At 41.0% G+C, this 19,934-nt stretch carries 15 protein-coding genes, 2 tRNA genes and 1 pseudogene; 10 read left to right on the top strand and 8 right to left on the bottom strand.

From position 1 onward, the window contains the following. Window positions 1-10 precede the first annotated feature (10 nt). Window positions 11-2,365, bottom strand: coding sequence for a Tex family protein (locus tag I6L31_RS11875; RefSeq protein WP_005001077.1), 2,355 nt, complete (start codon window positions 2,363-2,365; stop codon window positions 11-13). Between the two features lie 580 nt (window positions 2,366-2,945). Here I6L31_RS11875 and ompR point away from each other — a divergent pair. The 5 genes from ompR to I6L31_RS11850 all read left to right on the top strand — a co-directional run bounded on the left by ompR (window position 2,946) and on the right by I6L31_RS11850 (window position 8,027). Then, window positions 2,946-3,710 carry an osmolarity response regulator transcription factor OmpR gene (gene ompR, locus I6L31_RS11870; RefSeq protein ID WP_004991813.1) on the top strand — a complete coding sequence of 255 codons (765 nt, stop codon included), beginning with the start codon at window positions 2,946-2,948 and terminating at the stop codon, window positions 3,708-3,710. Between the two features lie 22 nt (window positions 3,711-3,732). Then, a complete protein-coding gene (locus I6L31_RS11865; RefSeq protein WP_004991819.1) occupies window positions 3,733-5,190 on the top strand; it encodes an ATP-binding protein in 1,458 nt (485 codons plus the stop codon). 207 nt (window positions 5,191-5,397) lie between these two features. Then, on the top strand, window positions 5,398-6,912 hold the full coding sequence (locus I6L31_RS11860) for an acetyl-CoA hydrolase/transferase family protein (RefSeq protein WP_005001074.1): 1,515 nt from the start codon (window positions 5,398-5,400) through the stop codon (window positions 6,910-6,912). Window positions 6,913-7,044: 132 nt separating this feature from the next. Beyond that, complete coding sequence (locus tag I6L31_RS11855; protein ID WP_004991825.1) at window positions 7,045-7,464, top strand: GNAT family acetyltransferase; 420 nt, start codon at window positions 7,045-7,047, stop codon at window positions 7,462-7,464. Window positions 7,465-7,598: 134 nt separating this feature from the next. Further along, a complete protein-coding gene (locus I6L31_RS11850; protein WP_004991828.1) occupies window positions 7,599-8,027 on the top strand; it encodes a hypothetical protein in 429 nt (142 codons plus the stop codon). Between the two features lie 143 nt (window positions 8,028-8,170). Here the strand turns inward: I6L31_RS11850 and I6L31_RS11845 are convergent, their stop codons facing one another. The 4 genes from I6L31_RS11845 to I6L31_RS11830 form a co-directional block, all read right to left on the bottom strand. Then, complete coding sequence (locus I6L31_RS11845; protein WP_004991833.1) at window positions 8,171-8,899, bottom strand: class I SAM-dependent methyltransferase; 729 nt, start codon at window positions 8,897-8,899, stop codon at window positions 8,171-8,173. Window positions 8,900-9,016: 117 nt separating this feature from the next. After that, a tRNA-Phe gene (locus I6L31_RS11840) sits at window positions 9,017-9,092 on the bottom strand. Between the two features lie 136 nt (window positions 9,093-9,228). After that, window positions 9,229-9,304 (bottom strand) — tRNA-Phe (locus I6L31_RS11835). A 98-nt stretch (window positions 9,305-9,402) separates the two neighbouring features. Beyond that, window positions 9,403-9,792, bottom strand: a complete 390-nt coding sequence (locus I6L31_RS11830) for a GNAT family N-acetyltransferase (protein ID WP_004991836.1) — start codon at window positions 9,790-9,792, stop codon at window positions 9,403-9,405. Window positions 9,793-9,889: 97 nt separating this feature from the next. Here I6L31_RS11830 and hisB point away from each other — a divergent pair, with 97 nt between their 5' ends. The 4 genes from hisB to hisA all read left to right on the top strand — a co-directional run bounded on the left by hisB (window position 9,890) and on the right by hisA (window position 12,648). After that, on the top strand, window positions 9,890-10,483 hold the full coding sequence (gene hisB, locus I6L31_RS11825; protein WP_004991837.1) for an imidazoleglycerol-phosphate dehydratase HisB: 594 nt from the start codon (window positions 9,890-9,892) through the stop codon (window positions 10,481-10,483). Beyond that, window positions 10,483-11,100 carry an imidazole glycerol phosphate synthase subunit HisH gene (hisH, locus tag I6L31_RS11820; RefSeq protein ID WP_004991840.1) on the top strand — a complete coding sequence of 206 codons (618 nt, stop codon included), beginning with the start codon at window positions 10,483-10,485 and terminating at the stop codon, window positions 11,098-11,100. Before hisB ends, hisH begins: the two co-directional genes overlap by 1 nt. Window positions 11,101-11,268: 168 nt before the next feature. Continuing rightward, complete coding sequence (locus tag I6L31_RS11815) at window positions 11,269-11,784, top strand: DUF805 domain-containing protein (RefSeq protein ID WP_005001065.1); 516 nt, start codon at window positions 11,269-11,271, stop codon at window positions 11,782-11,784. A gap of 132 nt (window positions 11,785-11,916) precedes the next feature. Beyond that, the gene (gene hisA, locus I6L31_RS11810) at window positions 11,917-12,648 is read left to right on the top strand and encodes a 1-(5-phosphoribosyl)-5-[(5-phosphoribosylamino)methylideneamino]imidazole-4-carboxamide isomerase (protein WP_005001063.1); all 732 of its coding nucleotides are present in this window, start codon (window positions 11,917-11,919) and stop codon (window positions 12,646-12,648) included. Between the two features lie 63 nt (window positions 12,649-12,711). Here hisA and I6L31_RS11805 read toward each other — a convergent pair. Beyond that, window positions 12,712-16,700: pseudogene (locus I6L31_RS11805) on the bottom strand (Pls/PosA family non-ribosomal peptide synthetase). Window positions 16,701-17,109: 409 nt separating this feature from the next. Beyond that, on the bottom strand, window positions 17,110-18,270 hold the full coding sequence (locus I6L31_RS11800) for an ATP-binding cassette domain-containing protein (protein ID WP_080632306.1): 1,161 nt from the start codon (window positions 18,268-18,270) through the stop codon (window positions 17,110-17,112). Window positions 18,271-18,309: 39 nt separating this feature from the next. On the opposite strand from I6L31_RS11800, the gene I6L31_RS11795 reads away from it, so the two are divergent. Continuing rightward, window positions 18,310-19,179 carry an IS982 family transposase gene (locus I6L31_RS11795; protein WP_005001054.1) on the top strand — a complete coding sequence of 290 codons (870 nt, stop codon included), beginning with the start codon at window positions 18,310-18,312 and terminating at the stop codon, window positions 19,177-19,179. On the opposite strand, the gene I6L31_RS11790 is transcribed toward I6L31_RS11795, so the two are convergent. Next, on the bottom strand, window positions 19,176-19,727 hold the full coding sequence (locus I6L31_RS11790) for an ABC transporter transmembrane domain-containing protein (protein WP_005001052.1): 552 nt from the start codon (window positions 19,725-19,727) through the stop codon (window positions 19,176-19,178). The two genes, I6L31_RS11795 and I6L31_RS11790, sit on opposite strands and share 4 nt — an antisense overlap. Between the last annotated feature and the right edge of the window lie 207 nt (window positions 19,728-19,934).

Here is a 19,934-nt window from a genome sequence, read left to right as displayed (position 1 = left end):
AACTCAGAAATTACTTCGATCCTTTAATCCCTGCCTGCAATAACAATGCACCGAATCCACCAATTTTATTGTCTTGTGGTTTATCCTGTTTAGGACGTTGTGGTTTTTTCGCCTGATCATTTTGACGCGCCGCTTGCGGACGTTTAGCTTGTGGTTTGCGTTCTTCGCGTTGCTCTTGTTGATCACGACGTGGTGGGCGCTGTACTTTTACAGGAGGCTGCGAACCTTCAGGACGCATACTTAAATTGACACGATTGCGTTCAGCATCGACGGTGAGTACACGTACTTGTACAATTTGACCCGGTTTGACCACTTTATGTGGATCAGAAACAAATTCGTTGGCCAATTCAGAAATATGAACCAAACCATCCTGATGTACACCCACATCGACAAATGCGCCAAAGTTAGTGACATTCGTCACTACCCCTTCAAGCTGCATACCTTCAGTTAATTGCGCCACTTCAGTAATGTCTTCACGGAATTTAGCCGTGCGGAATTCTGGACGCGGATCACGACCTGGTTTTTCAAGCTCGGCCAATACATCTTGAACGGTGGGTAAACCAAACTGGTCATCGACAAATTCATCCGCTTTAACTTGGCGAATAATTTCACTATTACCAATAATATCTTTCACCGTGGTTGCTTTGGCTTCGACTATTCTTTCCACTAAACCATAACTTTCTGGATGTACCGCAGAGGCATCTAATGGCTCTGAACCATTCTGAATGCGCAAGAATCCTGCTGCCTGTTCGAAAGTACGTTCGCCTAAACGTGGCACTTTTTTCAACGCTTGACGATTTTCAAAACGACCATTTTCTTTACGATATTCAACAATCTGCTGGGCAATGGCTTTGTTTAAACCTGCGATATAACCTAAAATTGCAGATGATGCAGTATTGACATCAACACCAACGGCGTTTACACAATCCTCAACCACCGCGTCCAAGGTTTTAGCCAAACCTGTCTGGTTCACGTCATGCTGATATTGCCCCACACCAATCGATTTTGGATCGATCTTGACCAGTTCAGCCAAAGGATCCTGCAAACGACGGGCAATCGAGACCGCACCACGAATGGAGACATCTAACTCTGGAAGTTCAGCCGCCGCCAATTCACTGGCTGAATACACCGAAGCACCCGCTTCGCTGACGCTAACCCGAGTCAGCTTGAGGTCAGGGTTTGCGGTCATCATTTCTGCAACCACCGCTTCTGTTTCACGGCTCGCCGTGCCATTGCCAATTGCAATCAAATCGACATTGTATTCACGGCACAAACGCGCCAATTCAGTGATCGAACCTTCTTTATCTTCTTTAGGTGCAAATGGATAAATGGTGCTATGTGCCAAGACATCGCCCGCATCACTTACTACTGCCAGTTTCACGCCAGTACGAATCCCAGGATCAACACCTAAAGTGGTACGACCACCTGCTGGCGCAGACAAGAGTAAATGACGCAAGTTTTCAGCAAAAACCTCCATTGCTTCTGCTTCAGCAGCAAGACGTTTTTCAGTCAGCAACGAATGTTCAATTTGTGGACGAATTTTACCCAACCAAAATAATTTAGCGGTTTGCTTTAAAAAATCCTGACGTGCTTGGGGCTGAATTTGTTCAAGACTATATTCAGTTTCAATTTGCGCCAATGGTGCTTCATCTTCACCATCGACTTTTAAGCCCAGTACATTTTCCTGACGACCACGGAGCATCGCCAATAAACGATGTGATGGGACTTTATTTAGGTTTTCAGAAAACTCAAAATAGTCACGGAATTTTTTACCGACTTCTTTTTTCTCATCAGACGCCACCGCACTTTTCAAAATCGCAGTTTTTGCAAAGAGTGCTTTGAGCGCTGTGGTTAAAGCAATATTTTGTGCCCATTCATCAATGATAATATGCTGTACCGCATCTAGTTGACTTTCAACATCTGGATAGTCTTCATGGCTAAATCCTGATAAAGCCTCTACAGGTTCAACATTTTCATTTCGGATTTTTTCTGCGACAGGGCCCAGACCCGCTTCTTTGGCCTTAAACGATTTACTGGTACGTTTTGGACGATACGGCGCGTAAATTTCTTCCAGCGCATTTTTGGTTTCAGCCGCATTGACCCGTGCCAACAAATCTTCTGAAAGTTTGTCTTGTTCTTTTAATGATTCAATGACTTTTTCACGGCGCTCATACAAATCACGCAAATAAGCCAAGCGGGTATCTAACTGGCGCAGTTGTGTATCATCTAAACCCTGCGTTACTTCTTTACGGTAACGTGCAATAAATGGAACGCTCGCACCTTCATCAATTAAACGAATGGCAGCTTCTACTTGGTTTGGACGTACGGCAAGTTCGCTTGCCAACTGCTGAACTAAGTCAGTCATCGTATTTGATTCCACAAGGCTAAAGTTTAAAAGCAATGATTATAAAGACCGAGACTATAAAATCCACAATTGTTTTGCGTATTAAAAACGAAATTTTGAATCAAACCTGTGTTTTTTTCAATTTTTAGACATTTTTATTTGATCTGGTTCAAGCTTTAGCCTAGACAGTCACATTTTTGCTAAACTTATTTACTCAAATCAAATGCTCAACGCTTCTGCCAATCCCATTGCAATGAAAATGAAGAGTTATGTTTTTTGCAAACGCGCATTTATATATTTGCATCATGCACAGCATCGATGCTTTCCCCCACAACAAATAAACTAAAAATGATTAAATTTAATTGGACAAACAAGGATTTAATCAAAAAAATGACACATCTCGCATGCTAAAATCACCTTAACCTAAAGCTGCAAACTTCAAGTACCGCAAAATCGCTTTAACATGTTGTTTTTTGGTTTCAAATCACACGGAAAATTGTAATTTTGAGCAAATTGATACATAGTCTTAAACAGACTATCCGCATTATACTGCAATGATCCAATAAGCTATAAATATTGACTTAAATTAAGGGAGTACATCATGAGTTTAGTTGTACCTGCTGAAAATAATGAAGCTGTACAAAACGAAACCGACCGTGTCGAACGCATTTTGGTGGTCGATGATGATGTGCGTTTACGCACCCTTTTACAACGGTTCTTGGAAGATAAAGGTTTTGTGGTCAAAACCGCACACGATGCCACTCAAATGGATCGCTTGTTACAACGAGAATTATTTTCATTGATTGTGTTAGATTTCATGTTACCTGTCGAAGATGGCTTAAGTATCTGTCGCCGTTTACGCCAGTCCAATATTGATACGCCCATTATTATGCTGACTGCACGGGGCAGCGACTCAGACCGTATCGCAGGTCTGGAAGCAGGTGCCGATGATTATCTACCGAAACCCTTTAATCCAAACGAATTACTAGCCCGTATTCGTGCTGTACTGCGCCGTCAAGTGCGTGAAGTTCCAGGTGCGCCTAGCCAGCAAATGGAAGTGGTCAGTTTTGGCCCGTGGTCTCTGGATTTATCAACGCGCACCCTGACCCGTGAAGGTCAAGTCGTCACTTTAACGACAGGTGAATTTGCCGTCCTCAAAGCTTTGGTACAGCATCCACGTGAACCTTTAACGCGCGATAAACTCATGAATCTGGCGCGTGGTCGTGAATGGGGAGCAATGGAACGTTCAATCGATGTGCAGGTTTCGCGTTTACGTCGTTTAATTGAAGAAAATCCAGCTCGTGCACGTTATATTCAAACTGTTTGGGGCATTGGTTATGTCTTTGTACCAGATGGTGCTGAATAAGCTGGCACTGTAGGATAATGCATTGAAGCTCGACCCCGTTAATCCACAGGACTATACCGATTTTGTTGCCTACTCAGAGCGTAAACGCACGCGCTGGGAGCGCTTTCTCGACAAAATAAAACCACGCTCTGCTGCAATGCGTACGGCAGTACTGGTGGTTTTTGTGGTGATTTTCAGTCTGGTCATGTCACTGTGGTTTTTCTGGCGAACGCTTTATTTACCTGAAATTCAGCAACATGCCCGTTATCTCGCGGTTGAACTGGAACTGGTCAATAATCCTGATATTCGAATATTTCATCGCAATAATGAAGTCGATATCGATACTTGGCTCAAAAATCGGATCGGGATTGAATACATCACCAATCCCAAAGAATATCCCAACGTCCGCGATAAAGTCATTGCAGATTTCTTCACCAATAATGTCGAAGATAAACTGGCCAAAGAGCTAAATGTTAAAGACGTAACCGTCTATTTTCAGTTCAAACCCAGCCCACGTATCTGGATTCAAACACCAGAAATGAAAGGCAACTGGGTCCGTGAACCGCTGAAAACCTATGCCAATTATAGCCCTGAGCTTATTTTTGGTTGGTTATTGGGGGTTCCCATTATTGCTTGCATCATTATTTTAACCCTTGTGCGTCAGTTAAACCGCCCATTACGTCGTTTACAGAATGCCGCCAATGAATATAGTAAAACAGGTAAAGCGCCCTATCTGGAAACCAATCATGGTCCACAGGAAATCCGTGAAGTGAATCAGGCGTTTAATCATATGATTTATACGCTTGAACAAACTGAACGGGATCGCCGTATTATGTTGGCAGGTATATCACATGATTTGCGTACTCCCCTGACCCGTATCCGTTTAACTGCCGAAATGCTGCCCGATGAATTTTTCCGGGAAGGTTTAATCTATGATGTCGATGATATGGATGCGATTTTAAATCAGTTCATTTCTTATATGCGTGATGGATCAGATGAAGAACTGCGCGAAACCAATATTAATATCTTATTACAAGAATTGGTGGTGCAATTTAAACCACTGGATATTCGTTTTGAGGCACAGGATGTTCCGATTATTCCTGCACGTAGCCTTTCTTTAAAAAGACTGATTGCCAATTTGATTAATAATGCCAAACGTTATGGTGCGGAACCGATTGAACTGAGTGCCCATGTTGAAAATGAACATATTTTAATCAGCGTTGCAGATCATGGAGAAGGCATTCCAGAAGATCAGATTGATGACTTGATGCAGCCTTTTGTTCGGGGAAATGCAGCACGTACCGTACAAGGAAGCGGGTTGGGACTGTCGATCGTGAAACGAATTGTGGATATTCATCAGGGTGAATTACTGATTCATAATCGCCCAGAAGGAGGACTTGAAGCCATCATTTCACTGCCTCTACCTAAACATTTGCAAGATGACACAGCATCGGTCAATCCACTTAATAAAATTAAGCAAAGCCTCACCGAACGCTTCTAATACTTTTGTCTAAAAAAACAACAAACAAATGATGCAGATCATTAATCGATCAATTTTTATCTTAGTATAATCAAACAGTTAAAAACATCATTAATATTTATACCCACATTTATTATAAAAATTAGACCTTAGCCTAACATGCCTCCATATCGCTTGTAGAGTAGGTACAATCCCCTCCTATGTAATCCACAAGATTGAGAGTAAGCCATGTCTTTAGATCGTATCCGATTAGCCTCCCTTCATGACAAAGTCATCAGCGCAGATCAAGCCGCTGAGTTTATCCAAGACGGTATGACAGTCGGTATGAGTGGTTTTACTCGCGCTGGTGAAGCCAAAGCGGTTCCGCAAGCACTGGTTCATCGTGCTAAAGCCAATCCTTTAAAAATTACCTTAATCACGGGTGCAAGTTTAGGTAACGATCTAGACAAACAGTTGACCGAAGCTGGTGTTTTAGCGCGTCGTTTGCCTTTCCAAGTGGATAACACATTACGTCGTGCCATCAATAATGGCGAAGTGATGTTTATCGATCAGCATTTGTCTGAAACTGTTGAACAAATGCGTAACTTACAATTAAAACGTCCTGATGTAGCGGTGATTGAAGCGATTGCAATTACTGAAGATGGTGGTATTATTCCAACAACATCAGTCGGTAACTCTGCCAGCTTTGCGATTTTTGCGGAAAAAGTCATTGTTGAAATCAATACCTCTTTAAGCGAAGCTTTTGAAGGTCTACACGATATTTATATTCCAACTTATCGTCCTACGCGTCAGCCTATTCCATTGACCAAAGTCGATGAACGTATTGGTACTACTGCCATTCAAATTGATCCTGCGAAAATTGTTGGGATCGTATTTAATGACACCGCAGATTCACCATCAACCGTGACTTTACCTGATGATGAAACGCAAGGGATTGCCAATCACCTGATTGCCTTCTTTGAAAAAGAAGTTGCAGAAGGTCGTTTACCTACAAATCTGGGTCCATTACAAGCAGGGATTGGCTCAATTGCCAATGCGGTACTCACTGGCTTAAAAGATTCAAACTTTGAAGATTTGGTCATGTATTCAGAAGTATTACAAGACTGTACCTTTGAACTAATTGATGCAGGAAAAATGAAATTTGCATCAGGTAGCTCAATCACCCTTTCTGCAAAATGTGGTGAAAAAGTCTTTGGTAATATTGAAGCCTATAAAGATAAACTGGTATTACGTCCTCAGGAAATCTCGAATCACCCAGAATTGGTACGCCGTTTGGGGATTATCGGGATCAATACTGCACTTGAATTTGACATCTATGGCAACGTGAACTCAACTCATGTTTGCGGTACCAAAATGATGAACGGTATTGGCGGTTCAGGTGACTTTGCCCGTAATGCGCATTTGGCTATTTTTGTGACCAAATCGATTGCCAAAGGTGGTGACATTTCTTCAATCGTACCAATGGTATCGCATGTGGATCATAGTGAGCACGATGTCGATATTTTAGTCACTGAGCAAGGACTTGCAGACCTTCGTGGACTTGCACCTCGTGAGCGTGCACGTGTGATTATTGACAATTGTGTACATCCACTTTATCAGGGCGCTTTAAACGATTACTTCGATCGTGCCTGTGCCAAAGGTGGTCATACACCGCATCTACTACGCGAATCGTTGTCATGGCATGCAAATTTTGAAGAAACTGGTCATATGCTGGTGGCAGAAGCTCAAGCCAAATCTGCTTAATCTCCAGATTTAATCTGTTAAAAAAGCACCCGACTGCCCTTGGGTGCTTTTTTTTGCTGTATGAGAAGCAGACTTATCAAATAGACAATTTTCGATTATCTTAAAGCAAGACAATAACAAGTAGAAAATTCCATGTTTATGATTCGCCAATTTATTCAGTCCGATCTAGATGACGTGATTCATCTCTGGGAAATTTGTGGGCTGACTCGCCCATGGAACAATCCCGAGCTGGATATTTTTCGTAAACTGGTTCAGCAGGATGATCTATTTTTAGTGGCCATAAAAGATGAACAATTAATTGCCGTATTAATGGGGGGTTATGACGGACATCGTGGCTGGATGAATTATTTGGCAGTACATCCGCAACACCAACGTCTAGGTATTGCGACCGCATTGGTTCAACAGTTGGAAAAACGTCTGATTGCACGCGGTTGCCCTAAACTTCAATTATTGGTTCGTCAGGATAATCTTGATGTACAAACTTTCTACGAAGAACTGGGTTATGAAGAAGTGGATGTGGTGTGTATGGGCAAACGTCTAATTCAAGACTAAATAAGATTCGCTTTAGTGCAATCAAAGTCCTCAAGGTTTAAATGCCAAATAAATATCGATGATATGACAATTAATCTAGCAATAGTCTGATTAAAATTGAATCTGAATGATGATTCATCAGGGGGATTCAAACAATGAAGATAAAACTATTAGGTTGTGCGATGCTTGCTCTTACTGCATCCAATTTTGTTCAGGCTGAAGTAAATACCAAACCATTTACCACGACAGAACTGAAAGCATTAAGCTGTACTGATCTAAGTGTTGAAAAAGCCAATGCCAAACGAGAGCTTGCAGCTGCTGAAAGAAACATCACCAACATTCAAACGGATACGCCAAACAAAACCATCAGTAAATGGGCGGGTGTTGCAGGTGGAGCGCTTAGTGCTTTTGGTGGAAAATCTGAACATGCAGCTAAAGCCAAAGATATGGCGAACAATTTGGCTGGTTCAGAAGACACTTCAGATGAAAACAATCTAAAACTACAGCAAGCCCTGAAAAATAAGGCTCAAACTAATATTGAAAATATCGAGACTTATCAAAAAAGTAAAAAATGTAAAATTTAAATTTTAAAAATCTCGAAAATCATAAGAATGATGAGTTTTCAGCGCCAGATCTCAATGATCTGGCTTTTTTTATGTCTTAGATTTGGCTGTTATCACAGTATCGTCATGTCTAAAGCGGCTATGCATCATTGTTTTGCTATTGATTACCCAAGCGTTCCTACTCTTAACAAAATAGGAAACTCAATTTGAAAGCTTTGATCGGATGAACACAAGGCTCGTATTCGATTTAAAGGATCTGTGTCATTTTGCTGGATATAATGTTTGATTGCCGACCACGTGTACAAATAATCAATCAATTGTTCAGAAGACCACGCTAACTGAATTTTAAAATCAGGCATGGCAATTTCCTTAAATGGAAACGGAATGGTCTGATACTGCTCGTCCACATAATGACGTTCAGCATCCCAGTAATCTTTGAGGATGACCCGATATAAATACTGAATCGCGTCATTGAGTTGCGTATGATCGATCTGAATCAAACCATAACCCAATACAGCAAATACACCATTGGGTTTTAAAGTTCGTTTAACTTGCGCATAAAAAGCATCAAAATCAAACCAGTGAATCGCTTGGGCGACGCTGATGAAATCAAAACATTGCGCTGGAAAACGAGCCTGTTCTGCCGTCTGTACCTGATAACTGACATTTTCAAAATAAGGGGCGTGTTGCAATTGATTGGCGCTTAAATCTGTTGCCACAATTTGCTCAAAATAAGGCGCTAAAAGTTGGGTAAACTGACCTGATCCCGCACCGCAATCCCATGCAAAGTCGCATGCAGGCACATGTTTAAGCAGCTCTTGAACTACTGCCTGTGGATAAGTTGGCCGTGCCTGTTGATAAAGCTGACTTTGGGCTGAGAATAAATCTTTCATCCTCCGCTCCTTGATTTGAGATGCTTATACTTGACTATAAAATAAAAATAAAAGCACATCACTAAAATTGTCAGACAATAAAAAAGCCCTAAACAATGTCTAAGGCTTTTTTGAATATGGTGGCGTGAGGCAGGATCGAACTGCCGACACACGGATTTTCAATCCGTTGCTCTACCGACTGAGCTATCGCGCCGATGGCGTGTATTAAGCCGTATCTCAGGCAATTAGTCAATCAAAATCAGCATCTTTTTCATCAAATGTCTTTTTTTTACCCAAAAAAAATCCCTGATGGGATCAGGGATCGAAAACACAAATTTGGTTTTTAAATATGGTGGCGTGAGGCAGGATCGAACTGCCGACACACGGATTTTCAATCCGTTGCTCTACCGACTGAGCTATCGCGCCGATGTGGGCGTATTAAACAATGTTCGACCGCCTCAGTCAAGATACAGCCTGCATTTTTTGCCTGAACGTTTAAATTTAAAGCAGTATTTTCGCAAAAATTATCCCTGAACCGATAATTTACCAATATGCGCCAGACAACGATGAATCGCCCCACAACCTGGTTCAAAAAATTTAACTCCTTTTTCTTCTTCCATACGGCAAACTTCACTCACCAGACGTTCCGCGACCCCTCGCCCCCGATTGGCAGGATGTACAACAATATATTCCAGAATCTTGCTTTCACCTTGTCCTGTACACCAGATTGCACCTATAATCTTGGTGTTAAATTCAGCGGTATAGACTGTGGTATACTGCGCCAGATTTTGTTCTAGCTGCTCGACCGCATCTTGCCCATCGCCAAATTCAGGACTTGTGTCATACAGTCGCTCAAGCTGGCTGCGCATTTCTTCGTTTTCAAGTGAAGTATAAGCATGTACGGTTATAGGCATGGATTAACCCTCCTGAGCAATCTGTGTGCTGTCACTTTTGTCACAGCGAATTGAGCTTTATATTCATCATTTTTAACGTTTTTTGAGGAACGTGTCCATGACAGAGCGTATCAGTGAAGTGGTAAGAAATACCAATGAGACCAAAATCCGGGTTCGTTTGAATCTTGATGGTTCTGGTCAGGGTACACTGAACACTGGAGTTCCATTTTTAGACCATATGATTGATCAAATCAAGCGTCATGGTTTATTTGATATTGATATTCACTGTGATGGCGATCTTGAAATTGATGATCACCATACCGTTGAAGATTGCGGAATTACGCTGGGTCAAGCATTTGCACAGGCATTAGCTGATAAAAAAGGTTTGCGCCGTTATGGTCATTTCTATGCGCCATTAGATGAATCACTTTCTCGTGTCGTGGTGGATTTATCTGGCCGTCCAGGTTTATTTATGGATATTCCATTTACCCGCGCGCGCATTGGAAGTTTTGATGTCGACTTATTTTCTGAATTTTTTCAGGGCTTCGTTAACCATGCGCTGATGACTTTACATATTGATAATCTCAAAGGCAAAAACAGCCACCACCAGATCGAAAGTGTGTTTAAAGCCTTTGCCCGCGCACTTCGTATGGCCTGTGAAGTTGATCCACGTGCATCAGGAACGATTGCTTCGACCAAAGGGAGTCTGTAATGACTCGTGTTGCTTTACTTGATTATGGCATGGGAAATCTTCATTCGGCAGCCAAAGCACTCGAACATGTGGGAGCAACGGTCGATGTGACCAATGACCCAAAACTGATTGCGCAAGCAGATAAAATTGTTTTTCCTGGGGTTGGCGCCATGCGGGATTGTATGCAAGGCATGCATGAGGCTGGAATTGATGAGGTCGTGCGTCAAGCGGCTTTTAATAAGCCTGTTTTAGCCATTTGTGTCGGTATGCAAGCGCTTATGCAACGTTCTGAAGAAAATGGCGGAACTGACGCGCTTGGAATCTTTGCAGGTCAGGTCAAACATTTTCCTGAAATCGAAGGTTTAAAAGTGCCGCATATGGGTTGGAATCAGGTTCATCAAGCCGATCCATCTCATCCTATGTGGAATAAGATCGAACAGGATGCTCGTTTTTATTTTGTGCATAGTTATTATGTTGAACCGCAGCAAAGTGAATTAGTTGCCGCAACCTGCGATTATGGGCTGCCATTTTGTACCGCCATTCATCAAGACAACTTGTTTGCAACCCAATTCCATCCTGAAAAAAGTCATACAGCAGGCTTACAGCTGTTAAAAAACTTTGTGGAATGGAAAATTTAAAGCAACGTCTGCACACTCACACTAGATCAAGTCAAAATTGACTTGATCTTTTAAATCCATCACAAAAAATATAAATATTACAATTTATCTTTCATTTTTCTTTTATACTTTAGACTTGATCTCAAAACTGCCTTATTCAAAATAGTTGAACGTTTCAGGGAAAATAAGATGCGCTCTTCAGTTCAGGGTACTTGTCTCGCCAATGATTCGCCATTACGCCCCGAAGGTCGTTTTGGTCGCTTATCATTTGCAGCTTGGAGTTTACTGGGAAGTCTTTTTTTTCTAATCGCGTGTAGTACCATTGGTTTTGGTCTGATTCAAATGAGCGAAAAACAAAGCAGCTATTCAAATCAAACCATCCTGTTTATGATTTGTTCTATAGGCACGCTGACTGCGATTTTTGTTTATTATCATTTTATTTTTATGATTCGCCGCTTACATGATTGTAATCAAAGTGGTTGGTTATCTTTACTTTATATGGTTCCGCTCATCAATATTGTGTTTATGGTCTATTTACTCTGTGCCAAAGGCAATACGCGTTTCAACGATTTTGGCCCAACACGCTATACCTGTAAGTGGGAACGATTCTTTGGCTGGATTTATATTATTCTTGTTCCATTGAGTCTGATGATTGGGCTTTTAAGCATTCTGCTCATTCCGACCTATCAAACTTATCTGCAATAGCACAACAGCAACTCTCCAAACAAAATCATCCAGATTAAAACGAAATCTTCATTCTGTTGACTTAGCAATTGCGATAGAGTTTGCTAAGATGAGGCAATTTTTATTTTCCCAGATGAAGCAAGGAGCGAAAGCATGCTGATCATCCCTGCAATTGACCTGAAAGATGGTAAGTGTGTCCGTTTAAAACAAGGCCGTATGGAAGATGATACGGTTTTTTCAGATGATCCTGTCGCAACTGCTCAACATTGGGTCAATGAAGGCGCGCGTCGTTTGCATTTGGTTGATTTAAACGGTGCTTTTGCGGGTACACCGATTCATAAACCTGTGGTCGAAGCGATTGCCAAAGCACAACCTGAACTACCAATTCAAATTGGTGGTGGTATTCGCTCGCTTGAAACCATTGAGCATTATCTGGATGCTGGCGTATCTTTTGTCATTATTGGAACCAAAGCCGTTCAAGATCCTGCGTTTGTAGAAGAAGCATGCAAACAATTTGGCGGTCATATTATCGTCGGGATTGATGCTAAAGATGGTTTTGTAGCAACAGACGGCTGGGCCAATGTGACCGATGTCAAAGCCACTGATTTGGCCAAACGTTTTGCCGATGCGGGTGTCTCTAGCATCGTGTATACCGATATTGCCCGTGATGGCATGATGCAAGGGGTCAATGTCGAGCAAACTGTCAATTTGGCTCAATATTCAGGGCTTCCTGTGATTGCTTCTGGTGGTGTGACCAATCTTGAAGATGTCCGTTTACTCAAAGGCCAGCCTGGTATTTTGGGTGCGATTACGGGTCGTGCCATTTATGAAGGGACATTAAGCCTACGTGAAGCGCAGCTTTTATTGGATGAACAAGCGCTGTAAAAAAGAGTAGACATAAAAATGGGCGATTCATTCGCCCATTTTTTGCTGCAATTCAGACCCGTATTAGCCAGCCACCCATGGTTGTGCAGGCGAACCGATCCAAGCGGATTGAGTTGGAATTTTTTCACCTTTCATGACCAGTGTCAGCGGTCCAAGTAGCGTTTGATCGGCAACTTCAGCATTATAGAGTACGATACTCCGACAATGGACGGTGACATGGCTGCCAATTTTCACCTCACCAATTTTCATGATTCGATCTTCAAATAAATGTGTTTGAGGGCCACTAAAACTATTCAGTTCACTGTTATCTCCAATACTTACGCAATCGAACTCGGTGATATCAGCAGTATCCAGATATACATTTTTACCGACTTTGACCCCCAGTAAGCGCAATAACATTGGCAAAAACGGTGTACCACGTACATAGTTGAGACAGTTCTGAATGGCAATCGACTCATATAAACTGGTAATACCTTCACTGACCCAGACAAACATCGTCCACATGGGTGCTGAACGGGTTTTATAATGACCAATCAACGCCCATTTCAAGACCACGATGAGAAGAAAACTACAATACCATAAGCAATACCTGACAAGGTTAAAGCCAGTAAGCCATAGAGCCAGCCTTTTGTGACCACCGTATTGATTACAGATAACACGATCATATAACCAACACCAATTGCAAACGCAGAAGGCAGCACAATACGCAAACCTTCAATAAAACCACGCATCATCCGTCGTGCAATACTAGGTTTAAAGGTCAAATGTTCAGGAAAATCCGCAACCGTTTCACGTGCAGGCAGCCGTAACGCAGGTGAACCAAACCATGTTTCACCACTTTGTAATTGATCTTTTTCAGGAATTTTTGATTGAACACCAATCAATACCCCATCAGGTAAATCTGTACCATCGGCAATATAAGCACTATTTCCGACAAAGCTACGACGACCGATTGTTGTCGGCTGTAAAATCATCCAGCCACGAGTAATTTCTTCATCACCTAGCATCACCGCATCGGCAATAAAACTTTCATCGCCCAATGTGAGTAACTCAGGGATCACACCTGTGGCGGTTGAAACTTCACTGTCTTTCCCCACTTTGGCACCCAGCAAACGAAACCATGCAGGTGCATAAACCGTCGCAAACAATCCATGCAAAGTTTGCAAACTGGTTTCCAAAATTTGAGTGGCAAACCATTTACGATAATAAGTCGAGCTATGCAACGAATAGGTTCCAGCTTTGAGACTTGGCAACAGGATTTTACGCACCAATGCCGCGAATAATGCTGTGGCGATAATCATCAATACGCTGGCAGGAATGGCAAGCAAGAAATAATGCAAGGCAGTAATCGCACTATTGCTGCTTGCCCAGTCACTAAAATATTTGACATCGAGCCAATCGACCAAAATAAAATTAGGGAAGATCGGGATAAAAAATAAACAGGAAATCAGTATCGCACTCACTGCATAGTAAGCAGCTTCCCACATTTTACGCAGAGTACTTACTTTTTCACGTGGCAATAATTGCGCTACATCAATACGGCTATGATATTTTGCTGGTGCGCCATCCCAGATTTCATGTGCAGGAATAGTTTGACCATTTGGCAATGCCGATAAAGCTTTTAAATGGGCATAATCTTCAAGACAGGTATTTTCTTCCAAAACACTATAAGACCCGACATAACTTTCCTGTTTTAAATGTATGCGACCTAAAACCAGATGACCTTGCTCGACTTTGGCATTTTCCAGATTGACATGTGAACCAACACTGACACCATCATCGATTTGCAGCAAGGCTGGCATGCGGATAAAGACTGAACCGATATGCACGTTCTGACCAATTTTAGCGCCCAAAGCACGCAAATACAGACGATTTAGACTTGAACCCGCCAATAAATAAACAGGCGCAATGTTGGTCAACCGATCTGCCAGCCACCATCTAAAATAAGTTCTACTCCAGAGTGGATATTCACCCGCTTTAACACCCCTTAACAATAAGCGATTACCTACAATGGAGAGCGCAAAACTGGCAATCATACTCAGTACATATACGCCCAGTGAAATCGCAATTGCATGGGGAATACTATCGCTCGGGCTACCCGTAAAATAGTGATAACTAAAAAATGGAGCAAGCCATTGTAAAATGGTCAGCGCAATCAATACAGGGATGACCACAAGCTGCGCCACACCACACAGCACACGATGCAGGCTATTTACCTCATAGCTATTCACTTCACGCATTTGCTGTTGCTTGGTCTGGGCCAACATAAACTGGCTAATCGCACCAACTTTACGATTTTGGTAAATATTTTGGATCGTGATTTGCGCATATTCAGGATATTCACGTAGCTCAGACGTCAATACAGCAGCCAAAAGTGAATGTCCACCCAAATCATCAAAGAAATCGGCACTGAGGCGAATCGCCTGATTTGGAAATAATTTCTGTAAAATAGTAAATAAAATACTTTCTGCTTCATTTTGCGGTTCGTCTGAAACTTCTTTATCTATAGAAGTCGTCAACTCAATTTTACGCAATGCATTTCGGTCAATTTTTCCAGACAATAAACGTGGAACTTGCTCAACAATTTCAAAACGGTTGGGAACCATATACGCTGGCAATCTGGACTTTAAATATGTCCGAATATCTTTCACCTGAATCTGGCTTTTAGCCTCTTGATCAAGCACGATAAAAGCGACCAGTTGATCCATTTCGTCATCACGGCGCAACACCACAGCCGCTGTACCGATTCCATTTAAATCACACAAAGCGGCTTCAATTTCACCTAGTTCAACACGGAAACCACGAATCTTGACCTGATCATCAGCACGTCCCAAACACTGGATTTGACCATTTTCATCAAGTCGTGCCAAATCACCTGTACGATACAGTTTAAGTTCGTGCTCGTTTTGCGCCCATTGATTATCAATGAATTTTTCAGCGGTAAGTTCTGGACGCCCTAAATATTCACGTCCCACGCTTGGGCCAAACACACAAAGCTCACCCACTTCGCCCTGCGCTAATAGCTCAAGCTGATCGTTTAAAACCAGCATGCCGTAATTCGGCAAGGGAACGCCAATCGTCACAGGTTCATTGGCATAAACACGCGCCAGACTTGAGGTGACAGTTGTTTCAGTCGGTCCATAGGTATTAAAAATCTGATGATGTGGTAAATCCCAACGCGCCACCAAAGCTTCGGGACACATTTCACCGCCCAGATTGATGATTCTTAAATTTGGTACATCTTCTGGAAATAGCGCCAATAAGGTTGGCACGGCATGTAAAACTGTAATATTTTCTTGTTGAAGGGTTTTACAAAGACGCTCAGGATCAGTCACCAGATCTTTGGGTGCAATCCAGATCGTGGCACCGACCAAATAAGAAATCCAGACTTCTTCAAACGACATATCAAAAGCGACAGAAAAGCCCTGATAGACTTTATCTTGGTGACATACGCCCAAGACTGAATTTTCTGAACGCAGAAAGTGACAAATATTACGCTGCTCGATTACAATCCCTTTCGGCTTGCCCGTTGAACCAGAGGTATAAATGATATAAGCCGCATCATCCAGTGCAGCACGTTGCTGAATTATCGGGTGTTGTGTTGGCTGATTCAGTTCATGCGCAGTCCATACATTTTGTTGCAGTTGTGTCAGTAAACCCGCCCATTCCTGACTGGTCACAATCCCCACGGCTTGGGCATCATCCAGACAAATCTGAATACGATCGACAGGAACATCCATATCAAAGGGAAGCCATGCAGCACCTGCTTTACAGATCCCCGCTTGAGCAATCAGTAAATCTGCTCCACGTGGTAACCATAGTCCCACGCGATCACCTGCTTTGACACCACGCTGGATCAACTGCTGTGCAATTTGATCGACTTGCTGTTGTAACTCGGCATAACTGATCTTTCGCTCCTGATCAATCAGGGCAATATGGGTCGGATATTGCTCTGCTGTATGGTCTAAAATGTCTGAAAGAACTTCAGTTCGAATAAACTCTGGTCGTTGATCACCACGAATCACAGAGAGGGTATGAATAATTGCATTCATAGGATGTCCAGATGTTCGCCATCGCGTTATTTATCCCAAATACTTACTTAATAAAAACTCAGGATAAAACTCTTGTATTTATATGCAGTTCATCAGAAACATATAAAATTCAAACAATGACCTAAAACTGATTTTTTTATTCAGGCTTATTGTTTTCCTGTTGATGCTAGGCAGAATTGCTTAATAAATAATTAAAAAAACTTTCCTATCGGATTTATTTTTTAGCAGTCAATGATTAAAAATAATATTCAACTAATTGTTATATATTGATTTTATAAAAATATAGCAGAAATAATGAAGTCTAAATTACAAAATAATCTGAATGGTTTACTTGATCTGACATTTTTTTAGTATCTTAATCAAATTTCTCATGGATCACACTTGATCATCATGCCTTGTTTTCAGTGGACTAGTTAAACTGCTGATCTAAATCAATCACGTCATCCATTAAATCAATACATTGCTGCGAATGTGAAACTATAATCAGGGATTTCACCTGTTTTTTTAGTAACTCTATTATTTCCAGTGCGGTAGTGATATCTAATGCTGAGGTTGGCTCATCTAAAATCAATAATTGCGGTTGCCTTAAAACTCCACGTAAAATACTTATTCGCTGTTTTTCACCTCCTGAAAAATTTTTATATACATCTCCCATATCATCATTTAATGTTATTTTGTTCTTTTCAAGAATTGAGTTTAATTTAAATTTTTCCAGCCATTTTATCAACTCAGCATCTGTATAATCATAAGGGCTATTATAAACTAGATTGTCTTTTAAACTGCCAGAAAAAATAACAGCATGCTGTCCGACAAAACTGACTTGATTAAAAATTTCTTCAGAAAAATTCTCCGAAATATCCAAATTCTGATAATAAAGTCGCCCAGATTTAATCTTTGACACCCCAATTAAATAATTGATAAGGGAAGTTTTTCCGCGACCTGTCTGGCCTACAATCGCATAATGAGTATCAGCCATTAGCTGTAAATTAAAATGCTGTATCTCATGTTTACCCAAGTTCAGTGTGGCATCCTCAAATTGATATAAAACAGAAGTGCTAGACGCTGTTGATGTCCAAGGCTGATAATGGTCACGCGTTAAATCAAAATATTGTCGATAAGTCTTTAGCGCTACAATATTGCCATTTACCCGCATCAGGCTTTGCGAGACCATTAAAAAAGGCAAAGTCAACTGAATAATATAGGTACTAATCAGGACAAAATCGCCTGAACTAATTTGCTGATGCTGGGAAATATAGGCGGTGTAAAACATAAATCCGAGTAAAAATAGAAAAATTAAAAGAACCTGCATCATCATTAACCCACCAATACGAAGATTGGTATTTTTGACGATAACTGCATAGCTCGATAAACTTTGTTTTAAACGATTCTGTTCATAAACTTGTGAGTGTTTAATTTTAATTTCATAGCTTTGAGATACTTTCTCTAAAATAGCTGTATTGATTAAATTACGTCCCTGATAAATTTCATTAAAATAACCACTACTTTTTTTACTAATTAACCCGAATCGCGGATAAGCAATTGACTTGAAAAATAAGGGGACTAGAGCCATCAGTTGAGTTACCACACCAAACCTAAAGCTCTAGCCCTGATGTTCAATAGTACCGAATTATTCTGCATCATTGATGATTTCTTTCTTAAATTTGAAGCAACTTATTGGAAGTTTCTCAAACAAAGTCGTCGCTCTGTAAGAATTCGACCAGCCCAGCTGAGTCTCTCAGAAATACATTTTATCGCCATTTGGTATAAGTGTTCTCATTTCAACAATTTCAAAGCTTTCTTTTCATGGTTGAAGCAGGATAAAAATCATTTATTTAAACGCTTACCCTGTTACCAAAGGATGATTCACCTGATCAATATGCATCAATTAGCTCTACATGCTTTACATGTCGCTTTGATGAAAGGTGAATACAAACAATATTTATGGATTGATTCAACGACTCTGCCTGTCTGTAAAAATCAGCGTATTCAGCGTCATAAATCATTAGCCAAGATTGCATCTCGCGGTAAAAGTTCAATGGGATGGTTTTATGGCTGTAAGTTACATATCGTGATGAATCAATTCGGTGAGATCGTTAGCTCAGGCTTATCTAATGGGCATGTTGCTGACATAAAAATGGTTGAACAATTGGTTGAAGGCTTAGACGCAAAGCTTTATGCGGATCGTGGCTATATCAGTCAAAATTTAAAAAGCAGGTTAAAAGATCAAGGGGTTGATTTGATTACTTACCATAGAAAGAACATGCAGGCTATTCAACTCTGTTCATCAGATAAATATCATTTAAAACAACGCAATAAGATAGAAACGTTATTCAGCTTATTGAAAGGACAATACAATTTAGTGACGAGTAAAGCACGTAGTATTCATGGATTTCTTAGCGGAATTTATGCATCGTTATGTGCATATCAATTAACTCATCGGAATAAGCCAACAATTCAAGTTATGGAATCATTAGCTTAAGCAGGATTCGGGTTAATTAATATAGAAACAATAAAAATCAGGAGGGCCGTCCCCACAAAACATGCACTAAACACGATATTAATCGTTTTAAATAACACCACAAAAATAAATAAAAGTTGAAATACAATCGGCCCTAATAACATAAAAAAAGCAAAAGTCATTTCGCTCATCGCCGATGCCCCACGTTGCAAGTCGGTCAGGAAGGCGCCTATTTCCGTTTGATCTTGATGTTGTTTTTGCAGGGCTAAAAAGTTTTCGACGCCAGAATACATCAGTGCCGTCTCAAAGTTTACCGACATGATCATGCTAAATAAATTTTGACACCATGATAGCAATTGCGACATGAGCCATGCTGCGGCATAAGCCAGCACCAATAAATAGAGTTTTTCTATACTAAATAAATGAGCAATTTCAATATGATGATTTTGTTCAACCTGATCGACCAGTAACTTCATGAGATAGGGAAACAACGTCCCAAATATCGCAACGAAGACCACCAGTAAAAACATCAGAATAAAATCGAGTTTCAGGCGTGAATATCGCTGCATCGCAAGTTGACAGGCAAAGCGATAATTCTTTATCCATTCAAGACGTTTCAGTACATTTATAAAGATAGCGAGTGATTATTTTCAATTCATTCTGCATATAACTGAACATAACAAGCTTGCATCAGGCAGCACTTGATAGCCTGATGATCTTCATAGATCAGGCAATACATTTTAGTACATATTGCCTGAGTTAAGCCTGTTTTGAGA

This window comes from Acinetobacter septicus (genome assembly GCF_019355975.1).
Lineage (GTDB): Bacteria > Pseudomonadota > Gammaproteobacteria > Pseudomonadales > Moraxellaceae > Acinetobacter > Acinetobacter ursingii.
This window is presented reverse-complemented; position numbering and strand designations above follow the sequence as displayed.

Excerpts from the sequence above, each read along its gene's own strand:
- I6L31_RS11875 (WP_005001077.1), bottom strand. The coding sequence starts at position 2,365 with ATGACTGACTTAGTTCAGCAGTTGGCAAGCGAACTTGCCGTACGTCCA.
- ompR (WP_004991813.1), top strand. The coding sequence starts at position 2,946 with ATGAGTTTAGTTGTACCTGCTGAAAATAATGAAGCTGTACAAAACGAA.
- I6L31_RS11815 (WP_005001065.1), top strand. The coding sequence starts at position 11,269 with ATGCGCTCTTCAGTTCAGGGTACTTGTCTCGCCAATGATTCGCCATTA.
- I6L31_RS11855 (WP_004991825.1), top strand. The coding sequence starts at position 7,045 with ATGTTTATGATTCGCCAATTTATTCAGTCCGATCTAGATGACGTGATT.
- I6L31_RS11860 (WP_005001074.1), top strand. The coding sequence starts at position 5,398 with ATGTCTTTAGATCGTATCCGATTAGCCTCCCTTCATGACAAAGTCATC.
- I6L31_RS11800 (WP_080632306.1), bottom strand. The coding sequence starts at position 18,270 with ATGGCTCTAGTCCCCTTATTTTTCAAGTCAATTGCTTATCCGCGATTC.
- I6L31_RS11790 (WP_005001052.1), bottom strand. The coding sequence starts at position 19,727 with ATGCAGCGATATTCACGCCTGAAACTCGATTTTATTCTGATGTTTTTA.
- hisA (WP_005001063.1), top strand. The coding sequence starts at position 11,917 with ATGCTGATCATCCCTGCAATTGACCTGAAAGATGGTAAGTGTGTCCGT.
- I6L31_RS11845 (WP_004991833.1), bottom strand. The coding sequence starts at position 8,899 with ATGAAAGATTTATTCTCAGCCCAAAGTCAGCTTTATCAACAGGCACGG.
- hisB (WP_004991837.1), top strand. The coding sequence starts at position 9,890 with ATGACAGAGCGTATCAGTGAAGTGGTAAGAAATACCAATGAGACCAAA.
- I6L31_RS11850 (WP_004991828.1), top strand. The coding sequence starts at position 7,599 with ATGAAGATAAAACTATTAGGTTGTGCGATGCTTGCTCTTACTGCATCC.
- hisH (WP_004991840.1), top strand. The coding sequence starts at position 10,483 with ATGACTCGTGTTGCTTTACTTGATTATGGCATGGGAAATCTTCATTCG.
- I6L31_RS11830 (WP_004991836.1), bottom strand. The coding sequence starts at position 9,792 with ATGCCTATAACCGTACATGCTTATACTTCACTTGAAAACGAAGAAATG.
- I6L31_RS11795 (WP_005001054.1), top strand. The coding sequence starts at position 18,310 with ATGTTCAATAGTACCGAATTATTCTGCATCATTGATGATTTCTTTCTT.